This is a genomic window from Paenibacillus marchantiae, from assembly GCF_028771845.1.
Taxonomy (GTDB): Bacteria; Bacillota; Bacilli; order Paenibacillales; family Paenibacillaceae; genus Paenibacillus; species Paenibacillus marchantiae.
This window is the reverse complement of record NZ_CP118270.1, coordinates 2,605,118-2,631,954: the sequence shown is the minus strand read 5'-3', so window position 1 is coordinate 2,631,954 and position 26,837 is coordinate 2,605,118. Positions and strand designations below refer to the sequence as shown.

20 protein-coding genes are annotated in these 26,837 nt (G+C 45.3%); 5 read left to right on the top strand and 15 right to left on the bottom strand.

Features of this window, described 5'->3' with window-relative positions:
• The first annotated feature begins 383 nt into the window (after positions 1-383).
• Complete coding sequence (locus PTQ21_RS11860; RefSeq protein WP_063564457.1) at positions 384-1,613, top strand: quaternary amine ABC transporter ATP-binding protein; 1,230 nt, start codon at positions 384-386, stop codon at positions 1,611-1,613.
• Positions 1,579-4,170, top strand: a complete 2,592-nt coding sequence (locus tag PTQ21_RS11855) for a glycine betaine ABC transporter substrate-binding protein (protein WP_274569983.1) — start codon at positions 1,579-1,581, stop codon at positions 4,168-4,170. Before PTQ21_RS11860 ends, PTQ21_RS11855 begins: the two co-directional genes overlap by 35 nt.
• Before the next feature lie 181 nt (positions 4,171-4,351).
• Here PTQ21_RS11855 and PTQ21_RS11850 read toward each other — a convergent pair whose 3' ends face one another.
• The 13 genes from PTQ21_RS11850 to PTQ21_RS11790 all read right to left on the bottom strand — a co-directional run bounded on the left by PTQ21_RS11850 (position 4,352) and on the right by PTQ21_RS11790 (position 22,865).
• Positions 4,352-4,564: an immunity 17 family protein gene (locus tag PTQ21_RS11850; protein ID WP_064640044.1), complete on the bottom strand. Its 213-nt coding sequence runs from the start codon at positions 4,562-4,564 to the stop codon at positions 4,352-4,354.
• Positions 4,565-4,719: 155 nt separating this feature from the next.
• Positions 4,720-10,275 carry an S-layer homology domain-containing protein gene (locus tag PTQ21_RS11845; RefSeq protein WP_274569981.1) on the bottom strand — a complete coding sequence of 1,852 codons (5,556 nt, stop codon included), beginning with the start codon at positions 10,273-10,275 and terminating at the stop codon, positions 4,720-4,722.
• A gap of 487 nt (positions 10,276-10,762) precedes the next feature.
• On the bottom strand, positions 10,763-12,136 hold the full coding sequence (locus PTQ21_RS11840) for an ABC transporter substrate-binding protein (protein WP_063564461.1): 1,374 nt from the start codon (positions 12,134-12,136) through the stop codon (positions 10,763-10,765).
• Between the two features lie 293 nt (positions 12,137-12,429).
• Positions 12,430-13,251 (bottom strand): carbohydrate ABC transporter permease, encoded by an 822-nt coding sequence (locus PTQ21_RS11835; RefSeq protein WP_064640050.1) that lies wholly within the window; start codon positions 13,249-13,251, stop codon positions 12,430-12,432.
• Entirely contained in the window at positions 13,248-14,114 is an 867-nt protein-coding gene (locus PTQ21_RS11830; protein WP_371129256.1) for a carbohydrate ABC transporter permease, read from the bottom strand. Before PTQ21_RS11830 ends, PTQ21_RS11835 begins: the two co-directional genes overlap by 4 nt.
• Before the next feature lie 498 nt (positions 14,115-14,612).
• On the bottom strand, positions 14,613-16,430 hold the full coding sequence (locus PTQ21_RS11825) for an APC family permease (RefSeq protein WP_063564464.1): 1,818 nt from the start codon (positions 16,428-16,430) through the stop codon (positions 14,613-14,615).
• Positions 16,431-16,715: 285 nt separating this feature from the next.
• Positions 16,716-17,567, bottom strand: coding sequence for a rhamnulose-1-phosphate aldolase (gene rhaD, locus PTQ21_RS11820; RefSeq protein ID WP_274570486.1), 852 nt, complete (start codon positions 17,565-17,567; stop codon positions 16,716-16,718).
• Positions 17,568-17,954: 387 nt separating this feature from the next.
• On the bottom strand, positions 17,955-18,452 hold the full coding sequence (locus tag PTQ21_RS11815; protein ID WP_274569980.1) for a GNAT family N-acetyltransferase: 498 nt from the start codon (positions 18,450-18,452) through the stop codon (positions 17,955-17,957).
• Positions 18,453-18,687: 235 nt separating this feature from the next.
• Positions 18,688-18,975, bottom strand: coding sequence for a hypothetical protein (locus tag PTQ21_RS11810; RefSeq protein ID WP_274569978.1), 288 nt, complete (start codon positions 18,973-18,975; stop codon positions 18,688-18,690).
• 180 nt (positions 18,976-19,155) lie between these two features.
• Positions 19,156-19,644 carry a DinB family protein gene (locus tag PTQ21_RS11805; RefSeq protein WP_269053642.1) on the bottom strand — a complete coding sequence of 163 codons (489 nt, stop codon included), beginning with the start codon at positions 19,642-19,644 and terminating at the stop codon, positions 19,156-19,158.
• A 26-nt stretch (positions 19,645-19,670) separates the two neighbouring features.
• A complete protein-coding gene (locus PTQ21_RS11800) occupies positions 19,671-20,582 on the bottom strand; it encodes a helix-turn-helix domain-containing protein (protein ID WP_274570485.1) in 912 nt (303 codons plus the stop codon).
• Between the two features lie 221 nt (positions 20,583-20,803).
• Positions 20,804-21,772 carry an alpha/beta hydrolase gene (locus PTQ21_RS11795; protein WP_274569976.1) on the bottom strand — a complete coding sequence of 323 codons (969 nt, stop codon included), beginning with the start codon at positions 21,770-21,772 and terminating at the stop codon, positions 20,804-20,806.
• A gap of 28 nt (positions 21,773-21,800) precedes the next feature.
• Entirely contained in the window at positions 21,801-22,865 is a 1,065-nt protein-coding gene (locus PTQ21_RS11790) for an LLM class flavin-dependent oxidoreductase (protein ID WP_274569975.1), read from the bottom strand.
• 307 nt (positions 22,866-23,172) lie between these two features.
• Here PTQ21_RS11790 and PTQ21_RS11785 point away from each other — a divergent pair, with 307 nt between their 5' ends.
• The 3 genes from PTQ21_RS11785 (at position 23,173) to PTQ21_RS11775 (ending at position 25,174) form a co-directional block, all read left to right on the top strand.
• Entirely contained in the window at positions 23,173-23,757 is a 585-nt protein-coding gene (locus tag PTQ21_RS11785) for a TetR/AcrR family transcriptional regulator (RefSeq protein ID WP_274569974.1), read from the top strand.
• 209 nt (positions 23,758-23,966) lie between these two features.
• Entirely contained in the window at positions 23,967-24,230 is a 264-nt protein-coding gene (locus PTQ21_RS11780) for a DUF2642 domain-containing protein (RefSeq protein WP_420800362.1), read from the top strand.
• A gap of 371 nt (positions 24,231-24,601) precedes the next feature.
• Complete coding sequence (locus tag PTQ21_RS11775) at positions 24,602-25,174, top strand: hypothetical protein (RefSeq protein ID WP_063564474.1); 573 nt, start codon at positions 24,602-24,604, stop codon at positions 25,172-25,174.
• Between the two features lie 119 nt (positions 25,175-25,293).
• Here PTQ21_RS11775 and PTQ21_RS11770 read toward each other — a convergent pair whose 3' ends face one another.
• Entirely contained in the window at positions 25,294-26,346 is a 1,053-nt protein-coding gene (locus PTQ21_RS11770) for a flavin-containing monooxygenase (RefSeq protein WP_274570483.1), read from the bottom strand.
• A gap of 199 nt (positions 26,347-26,545) precedes the next feature.
• Positions 26,546-26,782 (bottom strand): hypothetical protein, encoded by a 237-nt coding sequence (locus tag PTQ21_RS11765; RefSeq protein ID WP_063564476.1) that lies wholly within the window; start codon positions 26,780-26,782, stop codon positions 26,546-26,548.
• Positions 26,783-26,837: the final 55 nt, after the last annotated feature.

Below are 26,837 nucleotides of genomic sequence, written 5' to 3'. Positions count from 1 at the left end.
AGGTTACCCCATGTATTTCATGGGAGCTTGACCAAGTTGCAAACGCCTACGACTATCTTTTAACCAAAAAAAACTGCTTAGATTCAGCACATTTTCTATTGTAGAAAAAGCGATATCAAATGTAAAGGTGTCTTATTAGCCAGAATAAGGAGAATGACGGAGCATATGGACGGAAAACTTTGTACAGTTTTTACTGTACAAACATTATGTACTGTTTATTCGGTTGCTATACGGGTTAAGTATTGTTAGAATACAAAACGTTACCCAGAAAGACGGGAAGCGAAGCAACGATTACCGGATTTCGTGGCTGGGCGCACAAGTGTATGGGCTTGTGGATGCTGAAAGCCGTTCGAAGTGCACAACACATCAGAAGGGGTGAAAACATGACCATACTTGAAGTAAAAAATGTAAGTAAACTGTTTGGACCCCAAACCGAGCAAGGTCTACAATTACTGGAGCAAGGTTGGGGCAAAGAAAAGTTGGCCAAAGAAAAACAGATAACGGTTGGTGTCAACCGGGTCAACATGGAAATTCAGGAAGGTGAAATTTTCGTCATCATGGGACTGTCCGGAAGTGGTAAGTCTACACTTGTTCGAATGTTCAATCGTCTGATTGAACCTACATCGGGAGAGATTCTTGTCCATGGTAAAGATCTACGTAAGATGAACAAAGAACAATTGCGCGAAGTGCGTCGGAAAACGATCAGCATGGTATTCCAGAAGTTTGCGTTATTCCCGCACCGTACCGTTCTTGATAATGTGGAGTATGGTCTCGAAGTTCAAAAAGTAGATAAAGATGAACGTCGAGAAAAAGCAAAAACGTCGCTTGAACTGGTTGGCCTTAAAGGCTGGGAAGACAAAATGCCGGATGAGCTAAGTGGCGGGATGCAGCAACGTGTAGGTTTGGCCCGTGCGCTGGCGAATGACCCGGAAGTCCTGTTAATGGATGAAGCATTCAGTGCACTTGATCCACTGATCCGTCGTGATATGCAGGATGAGCTGATTGAGCTTCAGGATAAAATGAAAAAGACCATTATTTTCATTACCCATGACTTGGACGAAGCGCTGCGCATCGGCGATCGTATTGCCCTCATGAAAGACGGCGCAGTCGTGCAGATCGGTACTCCGGAAGAAATCATGATTCAACCGGCCAACTCATATGTGGCCCGCTTCGTCGAAGACGTGGACTTGTCCAAGGTCCTTACCGCATCTCATGTTATGCGACGTCCTGAAACGATTACGCTTGACCGTGGTCCTCGTGTTGCCCTCGAATTAATGCGCGAACGTGGTATTTCCAACCTGTTTGTCATTGACCGTTCGAAGAAGCTGCTTGGTGTTATAACAGCAGAAGATGCAACCCGCGCGATGCGCGAAAACAAAGTGTTGAACGATATTCTGATTACGGATGGGCCGACTGTAGCGCCTGAAACCCTGATTCATGAATTGTTCGAAATTGTAAGTTCAGCCCATGTGCCGCTCGCTGTTGTTGGCGAAACCGGCCGTCTGCAAGGTGTTATCGTCCGCGGTGCCCTGCTTGGAGCACTAAGCGGTGAAGTTGCAGTAAAGGAGGAACTTGTGAATGATTCCCAAAATACCACTAGCATCGTGGATTGAAGCGATTGTTGACTGGATGAGCACCTCGCTCTCCGGATTATTTAAAGTCATTTCTGTTGTTATTCAGGAGGTTGTCGGATTTTTCTCCGGGCTGTTCATGCTCCCCCATCCGCTCCTGTTTATTGTAATACTTGGTGTATTGGCATATCTTGTTGGCCGAATACCACTGACCCTGTTTACAGTTATCGGTTTCTTGCTCGTAGATAACCTCGGATATTGGTCCCAATCGATGGATACTTTGGGCCTCGTTATTACGTCAGGATTAGTCTCCATTCTGCTTGGTGTTCCCATCGGTATCTGGCTCGCATACAGCAAAACTGCAGCCCGGATTATTACACCATTGCTTGACTTTATGCAGACCATGCCTGCATTTGTCTACTTGCTGCCAGCGGTAACCTTCTTCAGCCTTGGTGTGGTTCCCGGTGTTATCGCGTCCGTTATATTCGCGATTCCACCTACGATTCGCCTGACTCACCTCGGAATTAAGCAGGTATCTGGCGAACTGGTCGAAGCAGCGGATGCTTTTGGTTCTACGTCCATGCAAAAGTTGTTCAAAGTACAGCTTCCACTCGCATTGCCTACCGTAATGTCAGGGATTAACCAAACCATCATGCTGTCGCTGTCCATGGTTGTTATTGCTTCCATGATCGGTGCACAGGGTATCGGTGCGGAAGTCTATCGTGCGGTAACACAGTTGCAGATTGGTAAAGGTTTTGAAGCAGGTCTGGCTGTCGTGGTTCTTGCGATCGTACTTGACCGTTTCACTCAAAATCTGTTTATGCCAGGCCGTAAGAAAAGCTCACGCTTCTCAGCGAAACAAAAAGCCTGGATTACTGCTGCAGCCACATTTGTTGTGCTCGTAGCTGGTTTCTCACAATACTTTGTTGGCGGCAACAGTACTTCTGCCGGCGGTAACAACACTCCAGCGAATGCTGTAGGTAAAGAAGTCAAATATCAGATCATTGGTATTGATCCGGGTGCAGGCATTATGAAATCCGCTGCCAAAGCCATTGAAGATTATCATTTGACGGACTGGACCCTGATTGAAGGATCTGGTGCAGCGATGACTGCCACACTGGACAAAGCCCTTAAAGCGGAAGAACCGATCATTATTACAGGCTGGACTCCACACTGGATGTTCAACAAATATGATCTGAAATATCTGGATGATCCCGAGAAATCTTTCGGTGATGCAGAAGAAATTCACACCATCGCACGTAAAGGATTAAAAGGAGATCACCCAGTTGCTTATGAATTCTTGTCCCGTTTCCAATGGACATCAGATGAAATGGGCGAAATGATGAGTGCCATCCAAAATGGTACATCTCCAGAAGAAGCCGCAAAAGACTACGCTGAGAAACATGCAGACCAGATTGACGAATGGACCAAAGGTCTGACGCCAGTTAACGGTGATGCATTTAAACTTAGCTATGTAGCCTGGGATTCTGAGATTGCGAGTACTAACCTGTTGAAATATGTCATGGAAGGCAAACTTGGCTATAAAGTTAACGCCCTGCAAGTTGAAGCTGGACCTATGTGGACGGGTGTCGCCTCAGGCGACGTAGATGCCTCTCCAGCAGCTTGGCTGCCATTGACTCACGCTGACTACTGGGAACGTTACAAAGACCAGGTGGATGATCTGGGAGCCAACATGACCGGTGTACGCACAGGGCTCGTTGTTCCTGCATACATGACAGACGTTAATTCGATTGCAGATTTGGAAACAGGTGCTTCTTCCTCCACTCCATCGGCGAATGCCAATGTGGGAAATGAAGTGAATCATCAAATTATCGGTATCGATCCAGGTGCCGGAATTATGAAATCCACAGCGAGTGCCATTGAGAAATACGGTTTGTCTGACTGGAAACTGGTTGAAGGTTCAGGAGCCGCAATGACAGCTACGCTGGATAAAGCGGTTAAGAATAAGGAACCGGTTATCGTTACCGGTTGGACACCGCATTGGATGTTCAATGCATATGACCTGAAATACCTGGACGATCCGGAAGGCGTCTACGGTGAAGCAGAACAAATTCATACCATTGCCCGTAAAGGGTTAAAGGAAGACAAACCTGTCGCTTATGAATTCCTGGATCGCTTCTCCTGGACACCTGAGGATATGGGTGAAATCATGGTCGCCATTCAAAACGGAGAAGATCCCCAAAAAGCCGCAGCAGCTTTTGCAGAGAAGCATAGCGACAAAGTGGCTGAATGGACCAAAGGTCTGACTCCGGTGAATGGAGATTCCATTAAACTAAGTTACGTAGCCTGGGACTCCGAGATTGCAAGTACGAACTTGCTGGAGTACATCCTGAAAGAAAAACTGGGTTACAAAGTAACCTCTCTTCAAGTGGAAATCGGTCCAATGTGGACCGGCATTGCCAATGGTGATGTAGATGCAACTCCAGCTGCATGGTTGCCGCTCACCTCTGCAGATTATTTCAACAAATACAAGGATCAGATTGATGATCTCGGTCCAAATATGGACGGTGCCAAAACAGGTCTGGTTGTACCAACCTATATGGACATCAATTCCATTGAAGATTTAAAAGATAATTAAACCAGATTGAGATGGATAAACCTGAATTTGGCAAAAAGACCACCGGAATTTTTTCGGTGGTCTTTTTTAGTGTAACTTTTAATTGATTAGGTAAGCTAATGGGTTAAAGCTATCAGGTGTTCAAAGCTGTGAAACTGAATTATGTACTCTGACTATACAAATTTCTTTTCTTTTTCTACGCTTACCCAATCAGCAACAATAATACGCCAATGGTAATCAGCACAATACCAAAAATCCCATACACCACTCTTGCACCCTGACGTCCAATGGTTTTCACAAAGAGACCTGCTCTAAAACTCTTCATAAACCAATCCCAATTATTGATTCCACCCAACAAACTGAAAATCCCTGCGGCAATAGCCAATAGTGCGATTAAAACCGGTTGATCTTGCATTTCAACACTCCTTCAATATAATCCTGTCTACTATACCTTCCTCTGGTAAAAATGAACAGTCATTAATTAGTAAAAAACAGCTTGCAGATGAAGGTCTGCAAGCTGTTCTCATTAGAATATTGGCTTCCTTTTCATAGGAAGATTGACTAGTCTTATTACTTCGCCTGAAACTCACTCGCTGACATCAACAGGGTTACAACTTCAGCACGAGTTGCTTCAACGAGTGGATTAAACATGTTCTTGCCTGTACCTTTCACCAGTCCTGCATCATATGCAGCTGCGATATAAGGTACGGCCCATGCAGGTACTTTATTTGCATCTGCAAAGGTTAGTGTGGCATTCGATTTAACTGGAAGTCCGAGTGCTCTTACGAACATAACCGTCATCTCTACACGGGATACTTTGCCGGATGCACGGAACGTCTCATCTGTATAGCCACTAATGATCCCTTGTTCTACAGCTTGAGCAATAAAGGATTGTGCCCATGCTGGAATTTTGGAAGCATCCTTAAACGTCAACGCCTTGCTGCTGGCTGGGAGTTCAAATGCTCTTGCCAGCATTACAATGAACTCGGCGCGTGTTGCCGGTCCATTTGGACGGAAATTACCGTCCTGATATCCATTCACAATTCCCCGGGAAATGGCCTGCTCAATGGCAGCTGCTGCCCAGTGATTACCAATATCTTTCAAAATCACACCCGGATTGGTTGGTGTAGTACCGCCACCATTCCCATTCCCCGGAACGGAAGGTGTTGTAGGCGTGGTCGGAGTTGTTGGATCTGTTGGTGTTACAGGTGTGGTTGGTGTCGTTGTACCTCCACCACTATTACCACTGCCCGGATTGCTTCCGTTGCCATCCCCCGGAAGTGGAGCTCCCTTCAGATCGGTACTGCGTCCTTCCGTTGTCTGATTTACCGTACCTACACGGTCCAGATGTTCATGGAAGACTTCATAATCGACCAGATTCAGTTCATAGTACCGGTTGTCATCCTTGGCCGCTCTCATGGACCGATAGAAGTCTCCACCGTTAGCCATAAACGAGTTCGTCGCTACGATGTAGTATGCGTTTGGATCGATGTCTGTGTACGTGCCATTGGCATTCTTAATCTGTACTTTGAGCACGCGTTGACCGACTTGGGTCACCGTATTGGTTATAGCGTCGACTTTCTCGCCCGGCTTCGTGGAATCATAGTAGAAACGTATGCCTGAAACTTGCGGGAAGCGCCCTTCGCCTGTTTCTACACCACTCACGCCATTTTCCAGCGCAGCCGTAATTTCCTTACCTGTCATTTTTAGCGCAGACAGGTTGTTTCCATTTGGCATCATTTTCAGCAATTGTTCCAGGGTGATGTCTCCCTCCTTGAACGATTCCCGAATGCCTCCACCATTTTGAATGGCGACATATCCTTTAACATTGTTTTCCTTCACAATAGATTTCACTTTCTCTAGCATGCCGTCTGCTACCATGTTACCGAGATTGGTTTCCTGCTTACGCACACTGCCGCGTTCTCCATCAAGGAATACGTTCGTTTTACCGATTACTTCTTTTTTGAACTCAGCCAGAGGTTTCGCATAGCTTTCTAATTTCTTGGCTGCTTCCGGATCATTGGCGTAGACGTATGCACCAGAGGCATCCTTTGCATCCAGGTTCAGCAATTTGCCGTTCCATGTTGTCAGTACGCCTGCTTCGTTGAACGTTACATCCAGTTGACCCAGGGAAACGTCATATTCTCCCGTCTGTACGACCAGCGTCGGATCGGTGTGCGTATCTACAACCACCGGTTTGTTCAGAATGGTGTGTGAATGACCACCCACTACGATGTCGATGCCTTCTACCGCTTCTGCTAGTTTCAGGTCTTCCGAGTAACCCAGATGCGTCAGCGCGATGATTTTGTTAATACCTTCATCTTGCAGCATGTTCACTGTTGCCTGCGCACTTGCTTTGTAATCCTTAAACTTCAGATCATCTCCCGGTGATGACAGGGATACGGTATCCGGTGTCGTCAAACCAAAGATTCCGACTTTCTCGCCGTTTACTTCCGTGATAATGGCCGGATAGATTTGGGAATTCTCACCTGGATTTCCGATGGTACTGTTGTACAAGCCACCCAAACTCGCATCCTTCGTATAGTCAATATTGGCACTCACAAATGGGAATTCCGCTTTTTCAATAAATTTCTTGAGTACGCTTGGGCCTTTATCAAACTCATGGTTTCCGAAGGTCATCGCATCGTATCCGATCATGTTCATGAATTCGAGATCCGCCAGACCGTTAAAGAGGTTAAAGTACAATGTACCCGAGAATACGTCCCCTGCATCCAGCACCAGGGTGTTATCATTGCGTGTTTCTTTAATAGCTGTTACGCGGCGCGGGATGTTATCCAAATGCGCGTGCGTATCATTGGTATGCAATACACGCAGGTTGAAGTCGCCCTCTTCTGCCGTGCTTCCAATGCTCAGCTGCGCGAGCAACGGATCATGGTCACTGACCCGACCATGGGAATCTTCGAAGTCAGCATTCACATGAACCGCTTCGATAGCCGCTGTTTCGGACAGATTTTTGCTCACCAGAATGTGATCCAGTGTCTGAGAGTTTCCGTCATAGATGAAGGAGTATCGCTTGTTCTCTGGCAGTTTGTTTACCAGATTGTCCAGCTTGTCTCCTGCAACAATGTTCAGCGTCTTGGAGAACTGGAAGTCATTGAAGTCTCCAAGTACAGCGACATTTACGTCAGGGTCTTTGTTAATTAATTCAGTTACAAAATCATTGACAATCGTTGCTTGCTGCGCACGCCGCACTTCACTGCTGCGGGTTGCAGGCTGGACATTACCAAATGGGGCTAAATCTCCACCCTTGGAATTGAAATGGTTAGCGATAACGACCACACGTTCACCGTTAAATTCAAATTCCGCAGCAAGCGGTTTTCTTGACGCTTCAAATGCAACATTATCCGGTTTAATTCGCCCTGGATTCAGCGACAGGTTTCCACTTGCATCAAGGGACAGTGCTGTTTTTGCCTCACCCTTGGTACCTGCTTTTAAGGATACTCGATTCGGATTGTACAGGAACCCTACACGAATGTTGCCTCCGGTTGCTCCACCATCCATGTTATTTAGCGGTGCAATATCGGTATACTGATAACTTGGTCCATTATTGCTTTTAATTGCATCCAGAAGCGTTTTGAAGCTCTCACTCGCAACTGTGTTTCCGCTATCTGTTGCGCCGTCGTTATCCTGAACTTCCATGATCCCTATAATATCAGGGCTTTTTAGATTGTTAACGATAATTTTACCGATTTTGTTTCCACGTGCTGCATCTTTTTTACTGAAGTTCTCTACGTTGAATGTAGCAATAGTCAACTTGTCTTGTTGTGATTCAATTGAGGTTGTTGCCTGTTTCAAACCACTGGATGTGATCGGAGGTAAATCGCCTTCCAAGGTGACCTTATAATTACCACTCGAATAAGAAATCACACCATTAATTGGGCCTGCAAATTTATCACCCGTGGTCACAGCTTGAGAAGGTTTTTTATTAATGAATAAGCGTTGAGGATTTAGAGAACTTTCAAACTCTCCAGCTCCATCTCTACGTAAGATTAGTCCTCCTGCCGGGGTCTGCAATGGATTATTAAGTTCGTTGTCTACCGTCACTGCTAATCCAGGATTGTAGGAATAAGGTCCAAGAATAGTAGCATTATCTAACTGAATACGCATGCCTTCCAGACTTTCATAGAAATCAATGGCATCCACGTCCGGGTTGAATTCGCTCAATCCATCCGAATCAATGACATTCGGTATTACGCGACCACCTTTTCCAATGATTACGGGTTGTGGCAATTCAACATTGGGTTGTTCCAACCTAATCTCAGAAGCTACAATTTCAGTGGTTGGCAAGTCTGTTGCGCTTGCTGCATACTCTTTCACCTTGCCGGCAACCTTTACCTGGTCCTTGACTTTCATTCCATGATCTTTCTTATAGATTAAAATCCCCTCAGAAGTTGCCGGATCTCCATCTTCCTGACCAGGAATGGATTGCATATAGAATGAATCTGCGTTAACTAGAGATGTAACAATCCCATCTACATTCTGTACATTCAATCCATCATAGATGGAATAATGGCCTGCCTCCTGAATTTCGTGAATACGTACACCATCAAGTCGATCCACCGCAGTATACTCAAAAGAAAAAATGGTGCTTACTCTGCTATCAGCAGTGGCAACAGCTTTAATGATTTGATCTTGATTAATCGTAATAGGCTGTGTGTATTCCGTTGAATTCACAGTTGGTTCAGAACCGTCCAGTGTATAGAAAATTTGGGCACCTACATAAGGGGAAGACAACGTAACTTCCGTTCCTTTTACAATACCACCGGAAGGTGTGCTCGCTGTTACGGAGAGCAAATCCTCCAGAATATCCGACGCCGTTCGAGGAATCAACTCCAGACCGTAAGTGGAATGGTACGTCAAGACTCCTGTCACTTTATGATAAGATTTGCCAACGGAGAGAGCAGACGGGCTGTTTTTGGCATAAATCAGCATTTCACCGCCATGTTCATCTGTCGCCGTGTAAGTGGGCGTGTTGCTTTTTGTCACTTGAATATTGTTTACTTCGACAAGCATCCCTTCATACTGCCCTCCAGAACCCTTACTCCCCCCCGCGCCAGAAGCAAAATGGGAAGAATTGAGTGGTACAGGTGAAGGTAGATCCTGTGACTTTTCGACAGTCCGAATATATCCACCCTGAAATCCCGATTTGCTTGCTTCAACCTGGATAAGGCCGTTGTAGATCGTAATTGGGCCGCAGACTTCAATTCGGTCTCCCACTTCCACACCAGAAGCATTACCGCGCACAACGATCCCGGCATCGTTAGCCTGAATATACAGATTGGATACACTTCCGGATAATTCGCTGTAAGTTACAATGCCTTGAACGGTAACGGTCGTATTTTCAATTGCTTTTCTTGCATCAGAGATGGAAATAGGGCTGTTGTCGATGATGGTGTAGTCAAAACTGATAACATCACTATTGTCGATCCCCTCTTTGGCTGCGTAGGTTTCAATGTGAGTTGCATCATTTACCGTGATGGGCACGGTGTAGGGAAGATAATCAACATCCGTATTCTGTTTGTAGTATACAGTTGCACCGACTGTGGTTGTTTCCAAGGCCACCTGGGTCCCTGTTGGAACAGCGCCGGAAGTAGGATTAGCTGTGACGTTTGCCACTTTAGTTACTGGAGTCTCATCGATCAGTTGGAAGGTTGTTGAAGAGGAGTCAATGTATTTGAGGCCAGGAAGAGAAAGATAGGAAGCTAACGTTCCATTGGTTATCCTGACTTTTTTACCAAACAGCTCGGGATTTTTATTTAATCCAAATATGTCACGTACGGAGGTATCACTGGGAATTTGAACAGACATAATCTTGCTTAAATCCCTTTCCCCTGGAGTATCGGCAAGTCCGAAATTACTTCCTCCACTAAACGGAGCTTCGGTTTGAAGTTGGTTTTTAGAATTATTGTTAAAGTACCCGATAACGTATCCTTCTACTGTCCCCGGTAGTCCATCATTGTTGCGAGCTATCGCCTGAGCAACCGTTAACGGCTCATCCGCCGCGGCTGCCTTACTGCTGAACAATCCGGCTGGAATGGCACCCGTGATGAGCAGGACCATGGCCAGGAACAACCTGAGCCACCTCTTCATTTGCAGAACATGCATCTTTTACCTACCTCCATGTTTTAAATTCATAATCATTTGTTCATGAAGCTTGTACATTAGTTCAAATATAAGATAACTGAACTTCTATTACGTGTAAACAATATTCTTTTTAAATGATATAAAATAGAACACAAACATCACAAAATTGATGAAAAAAAATAAAAATAGGTAAAAAAGTACTACTTCACAGCTTTTATATGTCAGATTTATTACTTTTATAGTGAATTTCTGTGTATAAAAACCTATATTGAGTAACTTAAACTGACATAATAAAGATGTGGATCTCTGTATTCGACATATATTGCTAGATATCCCTATAGCCAATTCGCCTTAAAGCAATTTTGTTCAAGATATTTTCACAGCAAAACGATGCGACAGTCAGGGTTGACCATCGCATACGTCTCACTCGTTATGAAATCCTAAGTTAAGCCATACATTTCAACTTTGCTATATCCAGCCTAAAGTTTGTCCTATTTCAAGAAATAAGTTACTTCTTCACCGTGCTGTTATACTGCCCAATCTTGTCTGTAATTTGCTTCGCTGCTGCATCCAATACGTCTTGCGGTGTACCTTGTCCATTCAGAACTGTCTCGATCGCTCCTTCGACAATTTGACGGGCTTCGGGGAATACACCCATTACAGCCCCGGATGTTGCTGTCGAATCAGCGGAAGCGTGCAATTGGTCGACTGCTGTCTGGAATTGCGGGTACTTCGCCATATTATCCTTTAATACTTGCTCATCGTAGGCTGCTGTCGTAATAGGGAAGTATCCTGTCGCAACACTCCAGTTGGCTTGTACCTTAGGTGTAGCCAGGTACTTGATAAACTCCCAAGCGGCTTGCTGTTGAGCTTCGGATTTGTTGTTCATGATATACAAGCTTGCGCCACCAACAACGACGCCGCCTTCTTTGGCATCTGCTGGACGTGGCAGGAAGCCTGTTCCCAGCTCAAACTTGCCACCAGCACCCTCTACAATTTTGCGCAATCCAGCGGTGGAATCCAGCGTCATACCGATTTGCTGTGCGGTAAACGCAGCGGTCGTATCGTCAGTGCTGCGTCCCAGATTAGAGACGGTTTTCTCGTCCATCATCTTTTTCCACCATGTCAAAGTCTTCACACCAGCTTCGGAGTTCAGCATGGATTCAGTCGCTGCACCGGTTCTTCCGTTACCATTGTTTACATAATCTGCATTCTGGTTCGCAAAGAACTGTTCCATAAACCAGCCATAGATGGCCATGGATGCACCTGGTTTACCGTCTTTCGCCAGTGCTTTAGCTGCTTGCTCAAACTCTTCATATGTCTTAGGCGGGTTCTCCGGGTCCAGACCAGCAGCTTTGAACATATCTTTGTTGTAATACAGAATCGGGTTCGATGTGTTGAACGGCATCGCATTTAATTTGCCATCGATGGTGTAATAACGGATGATATTGGGCTCCAATTGGGACAGATCGAACTTATCTTTATCGATAAATTGCTGTACCGGCGTAATCATGCCCGAATCGATCATAAACTTGCTGCCGATCTCGTACACTTGGATAATATCCGGACCACTGTCCGAACCCATGGAAGCTTTGAGTTTGTTCAGGCTCTCATCATATTTCCCTTGATAGATTGCCTTCACCTGAATGTCCGGGTGACTTGCGTTGAAATCGGAAGCGAGTTGATTAATGGCTTTCTCCCCTGCACCCGACATCGAATGCCACCACGTCAGTTGTACCGGTTCAGCAGCTGCAGCATCTGCCTGCGCTCCGCCCGTTGTGCTTGTTGTTTCGGTTTTTCCGCCACAAGCGGACAATACCAGCATAAGTGCAGCCAACATCAATGCAAATGTTCCTCTTTTTTTCAAACGAAACCCGATCATAATCGCTCTCCTTTTTTTGGGGCTCACGTCACAATAAGTGCTTTAATTTCTGCAAGGTGGCCGTTATGGTTACGAATCGTTCTTTCGATCGCTGTTATCACCGGATTTTTTTCATCTCCCTCAAAGGAGAAAATCCGGTGATAAAGGCGAACGCTTCGCTTCTACAGAATCGATTTCGTCCCCTCCACTGCTTTTGCAGCCTTTAAAGAACTTATTTCAAGAGTGAGGCCTTGTTTATTCGCTCCTGGGTATCCAAACCACTAACCCGTTAAATCCATACACTCTTAACTTAATCAACCCTTCAGCGCGCCTGCGGCCATACCGCGGACAAGCTGTTTCAAACCGAAGACCAGAAGCAGCAGCGACGGTAAAATAACAAGCGCTGTGCCGGCAAACACCAGATTCCATGCTGTGGATTCCTGGAACTCCAGCATCGAGATCCCGATCTGTACCGTCCTCATCTCTGGAGTATTTGTAACAAGCAGTGGCCACAGATAGGAGTTGTACATGCTCAGGAACGAATAGATTGCCAATGTTCCAAGTGCCGGGCGAGACAATGGCAGGACATGGGACACAAAATACCGGATATGCCCACAGCCATCGATCTTCGCTGCTTCAAACAGTTCCTTGGGCAGCTGCATGAAGAATTGTCTCAGCAGGAATGTACCGAACGCTGTTGCCAGGAACGGAATGGTCAGTCCCTGATACGTATCGAGCCAGCCCCAACTGCGCACCGTCAGATAGTTCGGGATCATGGTGACTTCCCAAGGAATCATCATCGTCGCCACAAACATGCTAAAGATGACGTTCTTGCCTTTAAACTCCATTTTCGCGAATGCATAGGCCGCCATACTCGCTGTAACAAGCTGACCAAGCATCGTCAGTCCTGCCACCAGGAATGTATTGCCGATAAACGAACCAATCGGAACGATATCGAATACTTCCGTGAAATTGGACAGGTCTATCGATTGCGGGATGATATGAGGCGGATACGCACTGGCATCCTCCGGCGTCATGACCGCCATGAAAAAGGTGTACAGCACCGGATACAGTACAAGTGCCGCACAGATTGTAAGCAACACATACAGCAATGTTTTGGTCCATGGTGTCCTCATTGGTAATGCACTTTCCTTTCCACCCATTTGAACTGAATCAGGGTCAGCAGCATAATGACCGCGAACAGGATAAGCGCCTGCGCACTGCCCGTCCCAAAGCGGAAATTAACAAAGGCTTCCTGATAGATGGAATATACGAATACATTGGTGCTGTCCATCGGGCCACCACGGGTTAGAATGTTGATTTGACCAAATGATTGGAACGCACCAATGATCGATACAACTGTGACGAAAAACAGGGTTGGCGACAGCAGTGGCATCGAGATTTTGCGAAAAGTAAGTAAAGGACCTGCGCCATCAATCTTCGCGCTCTCATAAATTTCATCCGGGATGCCCTGTAATCCGCTGGATAGAATAATGTAATTGAATCCGAGATTCATCCAAATCGTCATAATGGAGATCGATATTAAGGCCCAATCCGGGCTGGTCAGCCAGGGAATTGGATCGATTCCAACTTTTCCCAATAAATAATTCAGCATGCCCAAGGTCGGATGGAACAGGAACTTCCAGATGACCGCCGATGAACCGACAGACAATACCACGGGCAGAGAGAATACAAACTGGAATATACGCATTCCCTTGAAACGGTTGTGTGTTAATGCCGCTAGAATCAGAGCTGCCAGCATGCCGGTTGGCACGGTAAACAGGACAAATAGCAACGTCACTTTCATGCCTTGCAGGAACAGTCCGGACTGGAATACTGCCTTGAAATTGTCCAGTCCCACATAAGCTGCAATCTGTCCGGTAGGGTCAGTGGAATGCAGACTCAGGTACACCGACTTGAACATCGGATAAAACAGAAACACTGCAAATAAAAGCAGCGATGGTGCCAGGAAACCATAGGCCAGCATATTCTCCCGCATCCGCTGCACACGCAGCGAAGCTGTCCGGCGCTGACTTGTACCCCATACGCGCCGTCTGGCAGCAGGCAAGCCGATCCGGTTGTCAAGCTCACTCATCGGATTTTCTTCCCCCTTGATCTACGCATTCGGTGTGTGAACTTCATCACCCACATTATCTAGTGTAAAAGCCAACTGTCACAGCAGCATCCGTTCTGAATCAACGCAGCGTTAATCGTGGACAAGCGACTTTACCAAACAAGGGATGTTAAATAGACTTCATGACAAGCTCAGCAAACAGCAAAAAAACCGCAAGAACTCCCTTGATTCGGGAACGTTCGTGCGGCTTTATGTGTTAAGGGAAGATGAACAACGATTAGATATCAACTCAATCAATTTAACAGAAAACTGGATATTTAATGTTAACGCAAAATTTCCGGTAGAGAATCCCAAAGAAAATGGATAGCATATAAGCATATAACATACTCTTTTCATGCCATTGGCCAGTGTAGACGAAGCCTTTTAACGATTGAGATGATACGGCACAGTCGTGACAATCACGTCTTTGTAATTGATCAAATAAGCGCGGATCATGAAGCTGGTCTGGTTGTGTAGTACATTTTGCCACCAATGCTTGGTGATGAACTGTGGAATTAGAATCGTGATATGGTCCGTCTCGGCCGTTTTCCATTCCACGGTATCAATGAACTTCTTGAGCGGTCCCATAATACTGCGGTATCTTGATTTAATGACAACCAGGCGAACGCCAGGGTTCCATTCTTCCCACTTCTGCTCCATCTTGCGAATGGCTTCATCATCGAACCCGATATACAAGGCAACCACGTGATCTGACATCGTCTGGGCGTAAGAGATTGTATTCATGACCACCCTTGTAATGCCAGCCACCGGAATGACGATGGTATTGCCCTTTCTCACCGGTTTCTCCAGCTTGATATCAATCCTCAATTCATCCGCGATGTTACAGTAATGACGGTGAATGCGCATGAACACATAAACGACGAGTGGCAGGAAAATAAAGATAACCCATGTTTGTGTGAACTTGGTGAATATAAAAATCAATGTAATCGACAGTGTGGTCAGCATACCAATCGTATTGACGAGCAGCTTCACACCCCATCCGGATGGTTTGACTTTGATCCAACGAATCATCATGCCCAGCTGCGACAGGGTGAATGGAATGAACACGCCCACCGCGTAGAGCGGAATCAAGCTTTCCGTATTTCCTTTGAATCCAACAACCAGCAAGGCAGACATCACACTGAGAAAAATAATACCGTTCGAGAAGCCAAGGCGGTCTCCTCTAACCATAAACATATGTGGCATATATTTATCCTTTGCCATCATGAAGGACAGCAGCGGGAAAGCAGAATAAGCCGTATTCGCTGCCAGGAACAGAATCAAGGCCGTTACACCCTGAATAATAAAATACATCGTACCCCTGCCAAATGTCGCTTCGGCGATCTGGGAAATGACTGTGGCTTTCGGATCAGGCTTCACCCCGTAACCATAAGCAAGTAACGTTATCCCGATAAACATGGCTCCCAGAATACATCCCATAAGCATCAAGGTTCCTGCTGCATTTTTCTCCGCAGGCTGCTTGAAGTTCGGAATGGCGTTACTCACCGCCTCAACCCCGGTCAAGGCCGAACAACCCGAGCTGAATGCCTTCAGCAGCAGAAACAGACTCACATGAGACATACTCGTTCCGAATTCTGGGGCCGCAGCTTCCATGCCACCAGCCAGAAATTTGATACCTCCGGAGATAATCAGAATCGCAATCGAAAAGATAAACAGATATATGGGGATCGCCAATACGGAAGCTGATTCCGTCACCCCTCGCAAATTCATAATAGTCAGAAATACAATCATGATCAGTGCAATGACGATGCTGTAATCATGAAGCATTGGAAAGGCAGATGTAATCGCATCGGTCCCTGCGGACGAACTTACCGCAACAGTCAGAATATAATCGACCAGCAAAGATCCTCCGGCAATCAAGCTCGGAGCCGTGCCGAGATTATCCTTGGCTACGATATACGCGCCGCCTCCTGTTGGATAAGCAAAAATCGTCTGGCGGTAGGAAAAAATTAAAATGACGAGTAATCCCAACACGGCGATGGAGATTGGAACAGAGTACCACAAGGCGGCGAATCCGGCCGCAACGAGCACCAGTAAGATCTGCTCCGTACCGTAGGCAACGGACGATAGTGCATCGGAGGACAGGATGGCAAGTGCCTTCCATTTCCCCAATTTTTCTGCATCCAATTCAGCCGATTTCATTGGCTTGCCTATTAAGATTCTCTTCATTTTGCCAAGCATGATCATAACTTCCTTCCGTCTTTCATCTGTGGAAGCATTGTTATTATGCAAAATCGCTGAGCCATTGACAATACGTCATTTCACCCGAATTTCGCCAGCGTGTGATAATGCATTCTACGATTCAATAATCGATAACAAAGCCGCGCTTTATCAGTTTTTTGAACGTTTTTGAACCAAAATGGCGTTTGTTCGCCGAAAAAAAGGAAATGGCCTTCGGTTTAATAAACCAAAGACCATTCATATTAGGCTGTGTTGTAGCTCTTTCTTTTATACGATTTCGATCCATCAAACTTCTATGCCCAATATACCAGGACGTGGAGTGACACCGAAAGCTTGGGCCAATGTAGCTAGCTGCTCATCCGTAATTCTCTGTCTGATCTCATGACCTGCAACCTGCATATACACCTGAGCCGCTTTCTCAATAGTCTCAATGAGGCCAAAGGCTTCATCAATCGTTGTACCTGTTCCAAAAATCCCATGCTGCGGCCAAATGACCGCATGGTATTCCTTCATTTTCTCAGCCGTTTCCCGTCCAATTTCATTCGATCCAGGCACCATCCACGGAATAATACCAACACCGTCAGGAAATACGACAACGCATTCCGTACACATCTGCCACAGCGTCTTTGTAAATTTCATTTCATCCAACTCATGGATAAAGGTCATCGCCAGCACATTGGTCGCATGGTTGTGCATCACAACCCGGTGTTTCGAGTCGACTTTCAGACGTTCGATATGACTCATAAAATGCGTAGGCAATTCACTCGTTGGGTTCGCTCCCGACTTTAGCCCCCACAGCACTTCCAGCTCCTGTCCATCATTCGATACTCGTAGCAACCCCAGATTGCTCTCCGGATCAGCCAGTACATTTTTGAAATATTTGCCCGAAGCAGTCACAATAAAATACTTGCCTGCCAGCTCATGCATCGAAAATGCTGGTTTGATCTTGCGGATCACATGGTTGATATCGATATATTGGGCAACTTCCTCTTCCCCCAGCAGGTAGCTGACATTGCCACCATTGCGTTCATCCCACCCGTTTTTCCACATATGTTGAGTAATCTCCGCCATCTCACGAACAAATGGGATATGGAAGCCTGCAGCCTGCGTTGTTTCATTGGTAAGGGTCACGTTCATCATCATTCTCTCCTCATGATAAAAAATAGAATGCCCATCACGTACATAGTAAGTTCCTTTTTTCACATTCATTATACCTTTGTTTATCTTTATAAGTCAATGATTCACAGATAAAAACACTTCATTTATTTTGTTTATGTTTGTTTTGTGTATATTTATAAAAATAAGCAAAAAAATACCTCACCGGCGTCCGGCGAGGTCAGTCACACATCTATCTAACACGAGAAGGGGTTTACAAGAATTATCTTACCTCTGCTACCTTAATAGAAGCTGAAAATGAAATAAAAAAACGATGAAAACCCCTTTACCAAAAAATGACGGTCACCGCTGCTATCCATCCATTTATGCTATATATTTAAAGACGTTGTGCTGCATTTTGGAACATATTTATTCCTTTTTCAGCAAATAGGACGGGCGCATCAGTCCTGTCGGTTCATAACGCTCATCCCGTACATACTCAAAGCCCAGCTTGGACAGCATGTGACGTGACACTTCATTATCCGGATGATGCCCGGCAAACAACGCTTTAGCCTTCAGTTCGCCAAATGCATAGTCAATCACCGCCCGTGCCGCCTCCATGGCGTAGCCCTTGCCCCAATGATCCCGGGTTAGATGAAATCCCAGTTCATATATCTCTTCTTCCGGAGAATACGGGCGCAAGCCACAGCAACCAACAAACAGCCAGTATTGCACTCCCACATCTTCTTGCCTTTTTAATTCCTGAGTCAATCTCGCTTCCACTTCATCCTCGCTCAGAAATCCTTTGCTGCTAATCCACTTCGATACCTCATGATCTCCCCATAGAGCGGAAGCCAGAGCACGGTCTTCTTCATTCCATGTCGAGAAAACAAGCCGCTCGGTTTCAAGAAACGTTGGTCTTTTCATCGTCCAATAACCTCCTGTTTCACAACATTAGTCTTCACGATGTTCCTAATATAAATTACTTGAATAGTAACCTATGTAAACAAAAATTTGATCTAAACCTATTATATCACTGGGGTCGCACATACAATTTCTGAGGCTGTTTCTTGATTGAATCGATATGATGCATCCATAAATAAAAAGAAAAACCTCTGCCGACAACATGTCCGACAGAGGTTCACAAAGCACGCTACATTCATTAGAAATCAGATGTTGCGATTTGAATTGTGCCTGTTGAAGCACCTGACGGAGTAGTCAACAAAGCAGCTACGAGCAGCAAATCAACAGACAACGTAAGGCTGTTGCCAGCTGGGATCATATACGTGATCACTGAAGCGTTAACACGAGTCACAACCAGATCTACCGGGGCAGTACCAAAATTGTTCACCGTGATGCTGGCATTCGTGCCTCCAGCGAGGTTTTCATAATACGATTTACCCACGCTTGCATCTAAGGCATAAAATTGTTGCGGTAAAAGGATGGCCATGGAAATCACCTCCTTTTGCTTTGATACAGTATTCTATGTTTGGAATCTATTAATGTAACGGTAAAATGACCGTGTGATAACGTCCATTTTAATAGAGACGCTAGAATACTAGACACAAAAAAAAAAGCCCCGCCAGTCATTAGGCGGAGCTAATTACACAAAACTCATATTCTAAGATTTTTAAGCATACAGCATGAAAAAGTTCAACTCATGCCCCTGCTGTTTGAGGTAATTATACAACTGTGAACGGTGATGGAATACGTGAGTTAGCGTTTCAATCTGCCATTGAGCCTGCAAATGACCGTGCTCCATATAGAAGGCTTTGGTTGAGCGGTTCAACAGATCTTCTTCGCTCAGCGATACAATATAAGCTTTGTAGGCTTCTAAATTGCCCCAAAGTATCGCCTCCAGTTTTTCAATATCCTCGATCCCTGACAGGCTATTCTCTACCACACCAACCTCAGCTTCGCTCTTCTCCTGCATAATGGCAAGGTCCGATGCTGTGATCTGAATAAAATGATGGACCAGTTCCACCAGTGAACGCATATTGTCCTGCGGGCGGTATGCCCAATCCTCTGGACGGATTAGGCGGATCAGACTCGCCCCCGTACGTACTCCTGTCTCCAATTCATTGAGCAGATGATCCCGAATTTGCAATGTTCCATTCATATATGATATCTCCTTTACTATTATTCTCACGATCTCAGTATATCTGAAGGGGCAACCGACTTATTGTACAAATCGGACAACCTTTGTTGATGTTCCTTGGCAGCGGTCAGCGGGGTTTCCCCATAAAACTTGCGGAATTGACGAATCAAGTGGGCTTGGTCAAAAAAACCATGATTCAGGGCCAGCGCTACCCCATCCGCCGTATGCCCCTGATGAATACTGCCCAGGACACGATGAAAACGAACCACCTCACTGAATCGCTTCGGACTGATTCCGATCCATTCTGCAAACTTCCGATGCAGCTGGCGTTCACTGACAACTTCTCGCATTGCCAGCTCACTGACGCTCATACGTCCCCCATCGATAAAGATGCGATGCAGCGCGTTTTTCATCAAATCATTCTCGTATGTATTGGTTTGCACGGATAGTGGACTCAGATAGGCATTCATAACCTGTACCCGTTCTTCAAAGGTTCTTGTTCCAGCTATCCGCTCCTGAAGCTCACTTAACCTGACTGGCCAACATTCCTCAAGCGGAATTCGCATGTCCGTAAATCCTTCCAATGGCAAACCATGAAAGACGTACGCCCCACCCGGAAAAAAACGTACGCCAAATGTGTAATCTGCGGAAGGACTTACATCGGATGCCTCGGACACAGCAAATGGATGCGTATAATTGCCACAGTATGCATAGGAATGAGCCGAACGGACCGAGTCGTATGTAATCAGCATGTCCGTGCAGCCATCCGGTAATACCCGAGCGGGCACTGATATAGGTTCCTGATCTCGCTCTCCTGTGTGCGGAATAGAACCGGATTCCCAATAACAGGCTACATGAGCCATTAGGGAAATAGAAGGTATTTGTTCAATATAATACGTGTTCCGATCTGACCCATTCATCTGAATGGGTCTGAACAGCGGATGCAGGCTGGGGTCCACGAACCATCCCTCCGTTACTAGCATTTATGTATTTATCTATCATACCATCAACCGATGAAATGAAGAAAAAAAGTACCCCGCCGGACGATCCGACGGGGCTAGTCACACATCTATTTAACACGAGAAGGGGTTTACAAGACTTATCTTACCCCTGTTACCTTAACGGAATCTGAAATGAAGATGAAAAGAACATCAATTTTTATGGGCAACACCGGAGACATTTATTGCTCCCATGAAGGATTAAGTGCTCTAGCCATGGCACGGATATAATCCTGACAAGCCCGCTGACTAACTTCCGCATCAGGCACAAATACTTCGAAGCAGTGATAAGCACCGGGATACAGGTGCATTTCGACATCCACTCCCGCTGCCGCAAGACGTGTCACATATTCAATAGTTTCATCTCGAAACAGATCAAGCTGGCCAATACACGTATACATTGGGGGTAGCCCTGCCAGATTTTCAGTTCTTGCTGGGACAGCGTAAGAAGGCATGTTGTGTTCTTCGTTCTCCCCCAATCCCTCCATCTCTCCTCCAAGGTACATACTCCATGCCTCCAGGTTATTCGTCCGATTCCATGTGGCATTTTGTTCCGTAATTTCGTGGCTCGAAGCCGAAATATTCCGATCGTCCAGCATCGGGTACAGCGGCATTTGGAAGATCAGGCTCGGCCCACCTTTATCGCGGACCATTTGTGCAAGTGCTGCAGTCAGTCCTCCACCTCCGCTTGCTCCCGCAATTGCGACCCGGCTAAGATCAATACCGAGCGACTCTGTTTCGTCCGTCATCCATACCAGACCTGCATAGCAGTCATGAAGGGCAGCTGGATAAGGATGCTCAGGAGCCAGGCGATAATCAACCGATACGACTACACAGTGAGCCGCTTGTACAAAGCGCTCACATAACGCATCATCCATATCCGGATGTCCCAGCACATAACCTCCTCCATGAATCCACAGCATCGCCGGCAGCTTATCTCCAGTACGCTCAGACGGTTCATATAGTTTGACCAACATGTCTCCTGCTGCCCCAGCAATAATTCGATTTGTGGTGCGTACGTCGTTCGATTTCACAATTGGTGGGTTCACGAGCATCGCCCGGCTAACCTGCAATCCCCCCTTCAAATTAAAGCCCGGAAACTGGGTCAATGCATCTCTTAATTCAGGTACCACCCGATCTACAAAACTCATATGCAATTCCTCCTTCAGTGTATGTTCTTTATGCTCTTTGTCCATTCTCAGCTTCCCACTCAGCCAACTCTGTCCGCACTCGAGGTGCCACCTCTGTTCCGATCAATTCAATCGCTCTCATCACCTGATCATGTGGCATCGTGGCAATCGGTACGTACATCATGAAACGTGTAATGCCCACATTCTTGCGAAGGTGAATGATTTTCCGGGCAACCGTCTCTGGATCACCTACGTACAAAGCACCCTCATGGCTACGTGCAGCATCAAAACTGGCACGACTGTAATGTCCCCATCCGCGTTCCTTGCCAATTTTGTTCATGCCCGCCTGGGTAGAAGGAAAGAACAGATCAGCCGCCAGTTCTGTATTTTCAGCCACAAATCCGAGCGAATGCGACCCTACAGTAAGCTTCGAAGCGTCATGTCCGGCATGTGCCGCTGCCTGCTTGTACAACTGTACAAGGGGGCCAAAATTCCTTTCCAGGCTCCCGCCAATAATAGCCAACGTCAACGGAAGCCCCAGCAATCCTGCACGCACCACCGATTCCTGATTGCCCCCGCTGCCAATCCATATGGGCAAAGGGCTCTGCACAGGCCGTGGATATACGCCCAGATTATGTATTGCAGGTCTGTGCCCACCTCGCCAGTTGACTATTTCGGACTTTTGCAGGTTAAGCAGCAGTTCCAGATGTTCATCGAACAGCTCATCATACTCACCTAGCTCATATCCAAACAAAGGGAATGATTCGGTAAAGGAACCCCGCCCTGCCATAATCTCCGCACGTCCATTCGAAATGCCATCCAGTGTGGCAAAATCCTGAAACACACGTACCGGGTCAGCGGACGAAAGTACCGTTACTGCACTAGTCAGCCGAATACGCTTGGTCAGGGATGCAGCTGCGGACAGCACCATCGCAGGGGAAGAAGCCGCATAATCTTTACGATGATGTTCTCCTACGCCAAATACATCCAACCCCACCTGATCGGCAAGCACGATTTCTTCCACCACTTCACGCAATCGCTGTGCGTGACTTATGACCTCACCTGTCCGAAGATCGGGTGTTGTCTCCACAAACGAAGTAATTCCTATTTCCATAACTGATTTCTCCTTATTCAAAATTGGACTATCACTACTCGTAAAATAAATTACCGATCGGTATGTTATTTAGGTAGTTAATATATCTCAGTGTTTCTCTTACTGTCAATCTATTTATTTTGATTAAAAATGTATCTCATTTCTTAAATACATCCTCAAAAAGACGTTGGTTTGACAAATTATTGAGAGTTATATATTATATATCATACTGATGAGTACTAAATATAATTAGCAAAACACGATCTATATGATCCAATACAAAAAAAATCTATACTTTAGAAAATATAAGTAACAAGGAGTATTTATTATGGCGAGAACTCGCGAATTTGACGAAGAGAAAGTGCTAGATGCAGCGATGCAGCTTTTTTGGGAAAAAGGATATGAAGCCACTTCATTAAGTGATCTGACTTCAAGAATGGGCATCCAAAGACCCAGTATATATTCCACTTTTGGAGATAAAAGAGAACTGTTCGAAACTTCGCTACGGAAATACACGATGGCTCGTGCCGCAGAGATGCGAACCAGACTGGCGGGTATTACATCGGTTAAAGAGGCCTTTCGTACTTTTTTTTCAGAAATCGTGGACGAAGAATACAACGCAGAGCGACTCAGTCGTGGATGCTTTTGCATCAATACGATGGTTGAGCTTGCACCCCATGATGAGAAATTTGAAATTCTCACCCGGGAACATCAGATGTACCTGTCGGTCATCTTTCAGGAAAATATTGAGCGGGGAATGCGATCAGGGGAACTTAACCCCTCCCTGGACGCTAAGGCTGTCGCGCAAGCACTTATTGTATCCCTAATTGGACTGACCGTTTTCATGAAGTCCCGTCCCAATCGTTCATTTATAGAAAACTCGATTCGAGTCACACTTTTCTTGCTGGGTTAAGTCCAAGTGATGATAAGAAAAAATAGCACTGCTGGCTAAAACGCCGGCAGTGCTTCATTCATTTCACTGTAAACTTGACCCTCTGCGATTGGCTGACAAACATAATACCTCATTCGGATTTTCCAAAAGTATATACTTTGGTCAAACGCCCAGTCGTTCGCGTGGGCAATCGCATAGGATGCCGTATAAATGATTTGGGAGGTTTTTTCTTGAATAATTATCAAATGATGCATCCCATGGCTAACTCACATTATGTGCCCCAGATGCCCCATAACATTGTCGTTCATCCAGTGGATCATTGTGTAGTCGAAAGTCTAATGTCCCTGGTGGGAAAAGTGGTTATCCTGGAAACGACTCGCGGTAGACTGGATGGATGTGTGGTCGCTGTTAAACATGACCATGTTGTACTAGAGGAAAGAAATAGAAAATTCTTCGTGCGCATTGCCGAAATCGTCTGGATTATGCCTGACTAAATACCGATTGAGGGCTAACAAACCAAACGCCTCTTAACAGGGGGATTAGACCACACTTAAGAGATGATTCCTGTACTGCACAGGGGTCATCTTTTTCGTCTGCTCGCTCCACTGTTCATATTTTTTAAAGAGACGAGTACAGGTTTAAAGTTTCTCGAAGGAACATTATAATGAGAGTACGAAATAACGATGCATTACGAGGTGAGAATTTGCAATATCTGTTTACAATACTATTCATCCTAGGCTTTATGGCTTTCTTCGTATTTATTGTTTTGATGGTCTTATCCATACGAAAACATAACCGGATACCAATAAGGCATGTGATTCTAACGGTGACATGTTTTGCAATTGCTTCGATAGGAATGTATGGCATGTTGACTTTACCTTCAAATCCTCCGCAATTATCTGGGACAGACCACACGGAGAAACACGGATCTGGCGCTGATACAACAGAGGAAGATCACGCACCTCTAACTCAAACGAATGCCTCTGGCTTCCATATGACAACGGAGGAATTCAAAAACAAGTTTAATGCCGCCGTGGGCAAATACCGACTGAATGGTTTGAGTATTACCCGCTTGAATATGAAAGACTCTTCAGAGCAGGGAACCGGCACTTTCGAGTATGTATTCAATGATGAATTACGATTGGTTGGTACATTAAATTTGGATCAAAAAGTACAAGAAGTCAGGTTGTACGAGAATGGTGATGTCAGCGAACCAACGGGTGGAATCTTTTTGACTGCTATCGCTACACTTATTCTGACAACCAATAACGAGTACACGTATAATGATGCGCAAGACGTGATTCAGGATATCGGCATATTGGATCGCGATGTAAGTCAGAGTAATTTTGATGGAGCGAAGGTTCGAAATGGATTTGAATATCGCTTCAGCATACAGGATCATGATCACTCTACTTTTGAAATAACTGTTGCGAAATAAGACCCAATGTGTAAAGAGGCCGCTCCATGAAGGAACGGCCTAACGTGTGATATGTACTGTTTGGATAGTTCAGTAATAATGAACACCTCCATAATGCGAGAGTTACTCAATGATGTGTCTTACCTTTGAATCACATGATTAACGATTCTCTGAGCATCGTATTTAACCCATCCCAACAGTGCTGAACCTCGTGATGTTTGCCAAGGCAGCCCTACAAAATATAGTCCAGCAACCGGTGATACTCCTCTCTCGTGTAAAATTTCACCTTGGGAATCAAAAGCAGTAGCGATATCAATCCAATCATCATTTCGTTTAAACCCAGTAGCCCAGATAATATTGTCTATTGGTGCCTCACTCCCATCCTCATATAGGATGCGGTTATCTATTGCATTTATAGCACGTGGACGCTTGTTAACTTTCCCTTTAGTGATCAACTCTTTTAACTCATAGCCATATACGTACTCAGGCTGATTTCGTAACCATTTTCCGACCATACGATCTGCAATTGCACGTAATACTCCGAGCTTTTCGAAATACCAGAATATACTTCGTTTCATGATATGCAAAGGTCTAAATGTTATATTTCGAGCTATGGATATGTATACGGTTTGTCTATCATCTGATGCTAACTCTACAGCAATTTGGGCGCCTGAATTCCCTCCGCCTACGACTACTGTTGTTCCAGGAAGCAATTGAGAGCGGTTTTTATACTCTGATGAATGAAGTTGAATTACATTCTCGGATAATGATGTCGCAAAATGAGGAACATTCTTGGTCTGGAAAGGTCCCGTCGCAACGATAATATTGCGCGCTTCTATCATTCCATCATTGGTTTCAGCATAGAACATCTCATCTCGTTTCGAGAGACGAGAGATTGAACAGTTTAACTTTATTGGAAGCTCCATTTGTTTAGCATAGTTTTCAAAATAATCTGCAATTTCATCCTTGCTTGGCAGGCTATTTTTATTTCCACTAAGAGGCATTCCGGGTAATCCGTCATACATTCGTGGGGTAAAAAGACGCAAGGAGTCGTACCGTTTACGCCAAGATTCCCCGACAGATGAGACAGCGTCAACGATTAAAAAGGTTAACCCCGACTGTTGAAGATAGTAACCTGCCGCCAAGCCTGCTTGCCCAGCCCCGATAACTAATACATCATACATATGTATCATCTCCAATATCGCTTATGTATTAATATATGAGCAATTATTCATATGTTTATTTTACTTAACTACTGTCTATTTAGCAATAGAAGAGACTATCATCATACTAATCAAAATTAAAAAGACTCCCTCACGGGAGCCTTTACTCATTTAATCCTAGTTTGCTTGTAACGTATCTTTAATGCTATTCCTGATATGCTGGTTAGTTTTACCTGGTGTATTGATCGATGTCATCAATCGCAGTTTGATGCTCTCTTCTATGATGATCTTCATGCTGTCGAACGTCGTTCTTTAACTTGGCTAAGAACCCCCATCCCATAAATACAAGTAAAAGCACGGTAATCAGCGCATAAGCAAAGCTATATAGATTCATATAGAAGTTGATAAAAATTGCAGCGAGCATCAAGCCCAGAATCCACAATGTCCACTTCGTACCCTTTCTCAAATGATTTCCTCCCTCGATCTTAGTAAATGAAAAAAGGCTCCCTTTCGGGAGCCTT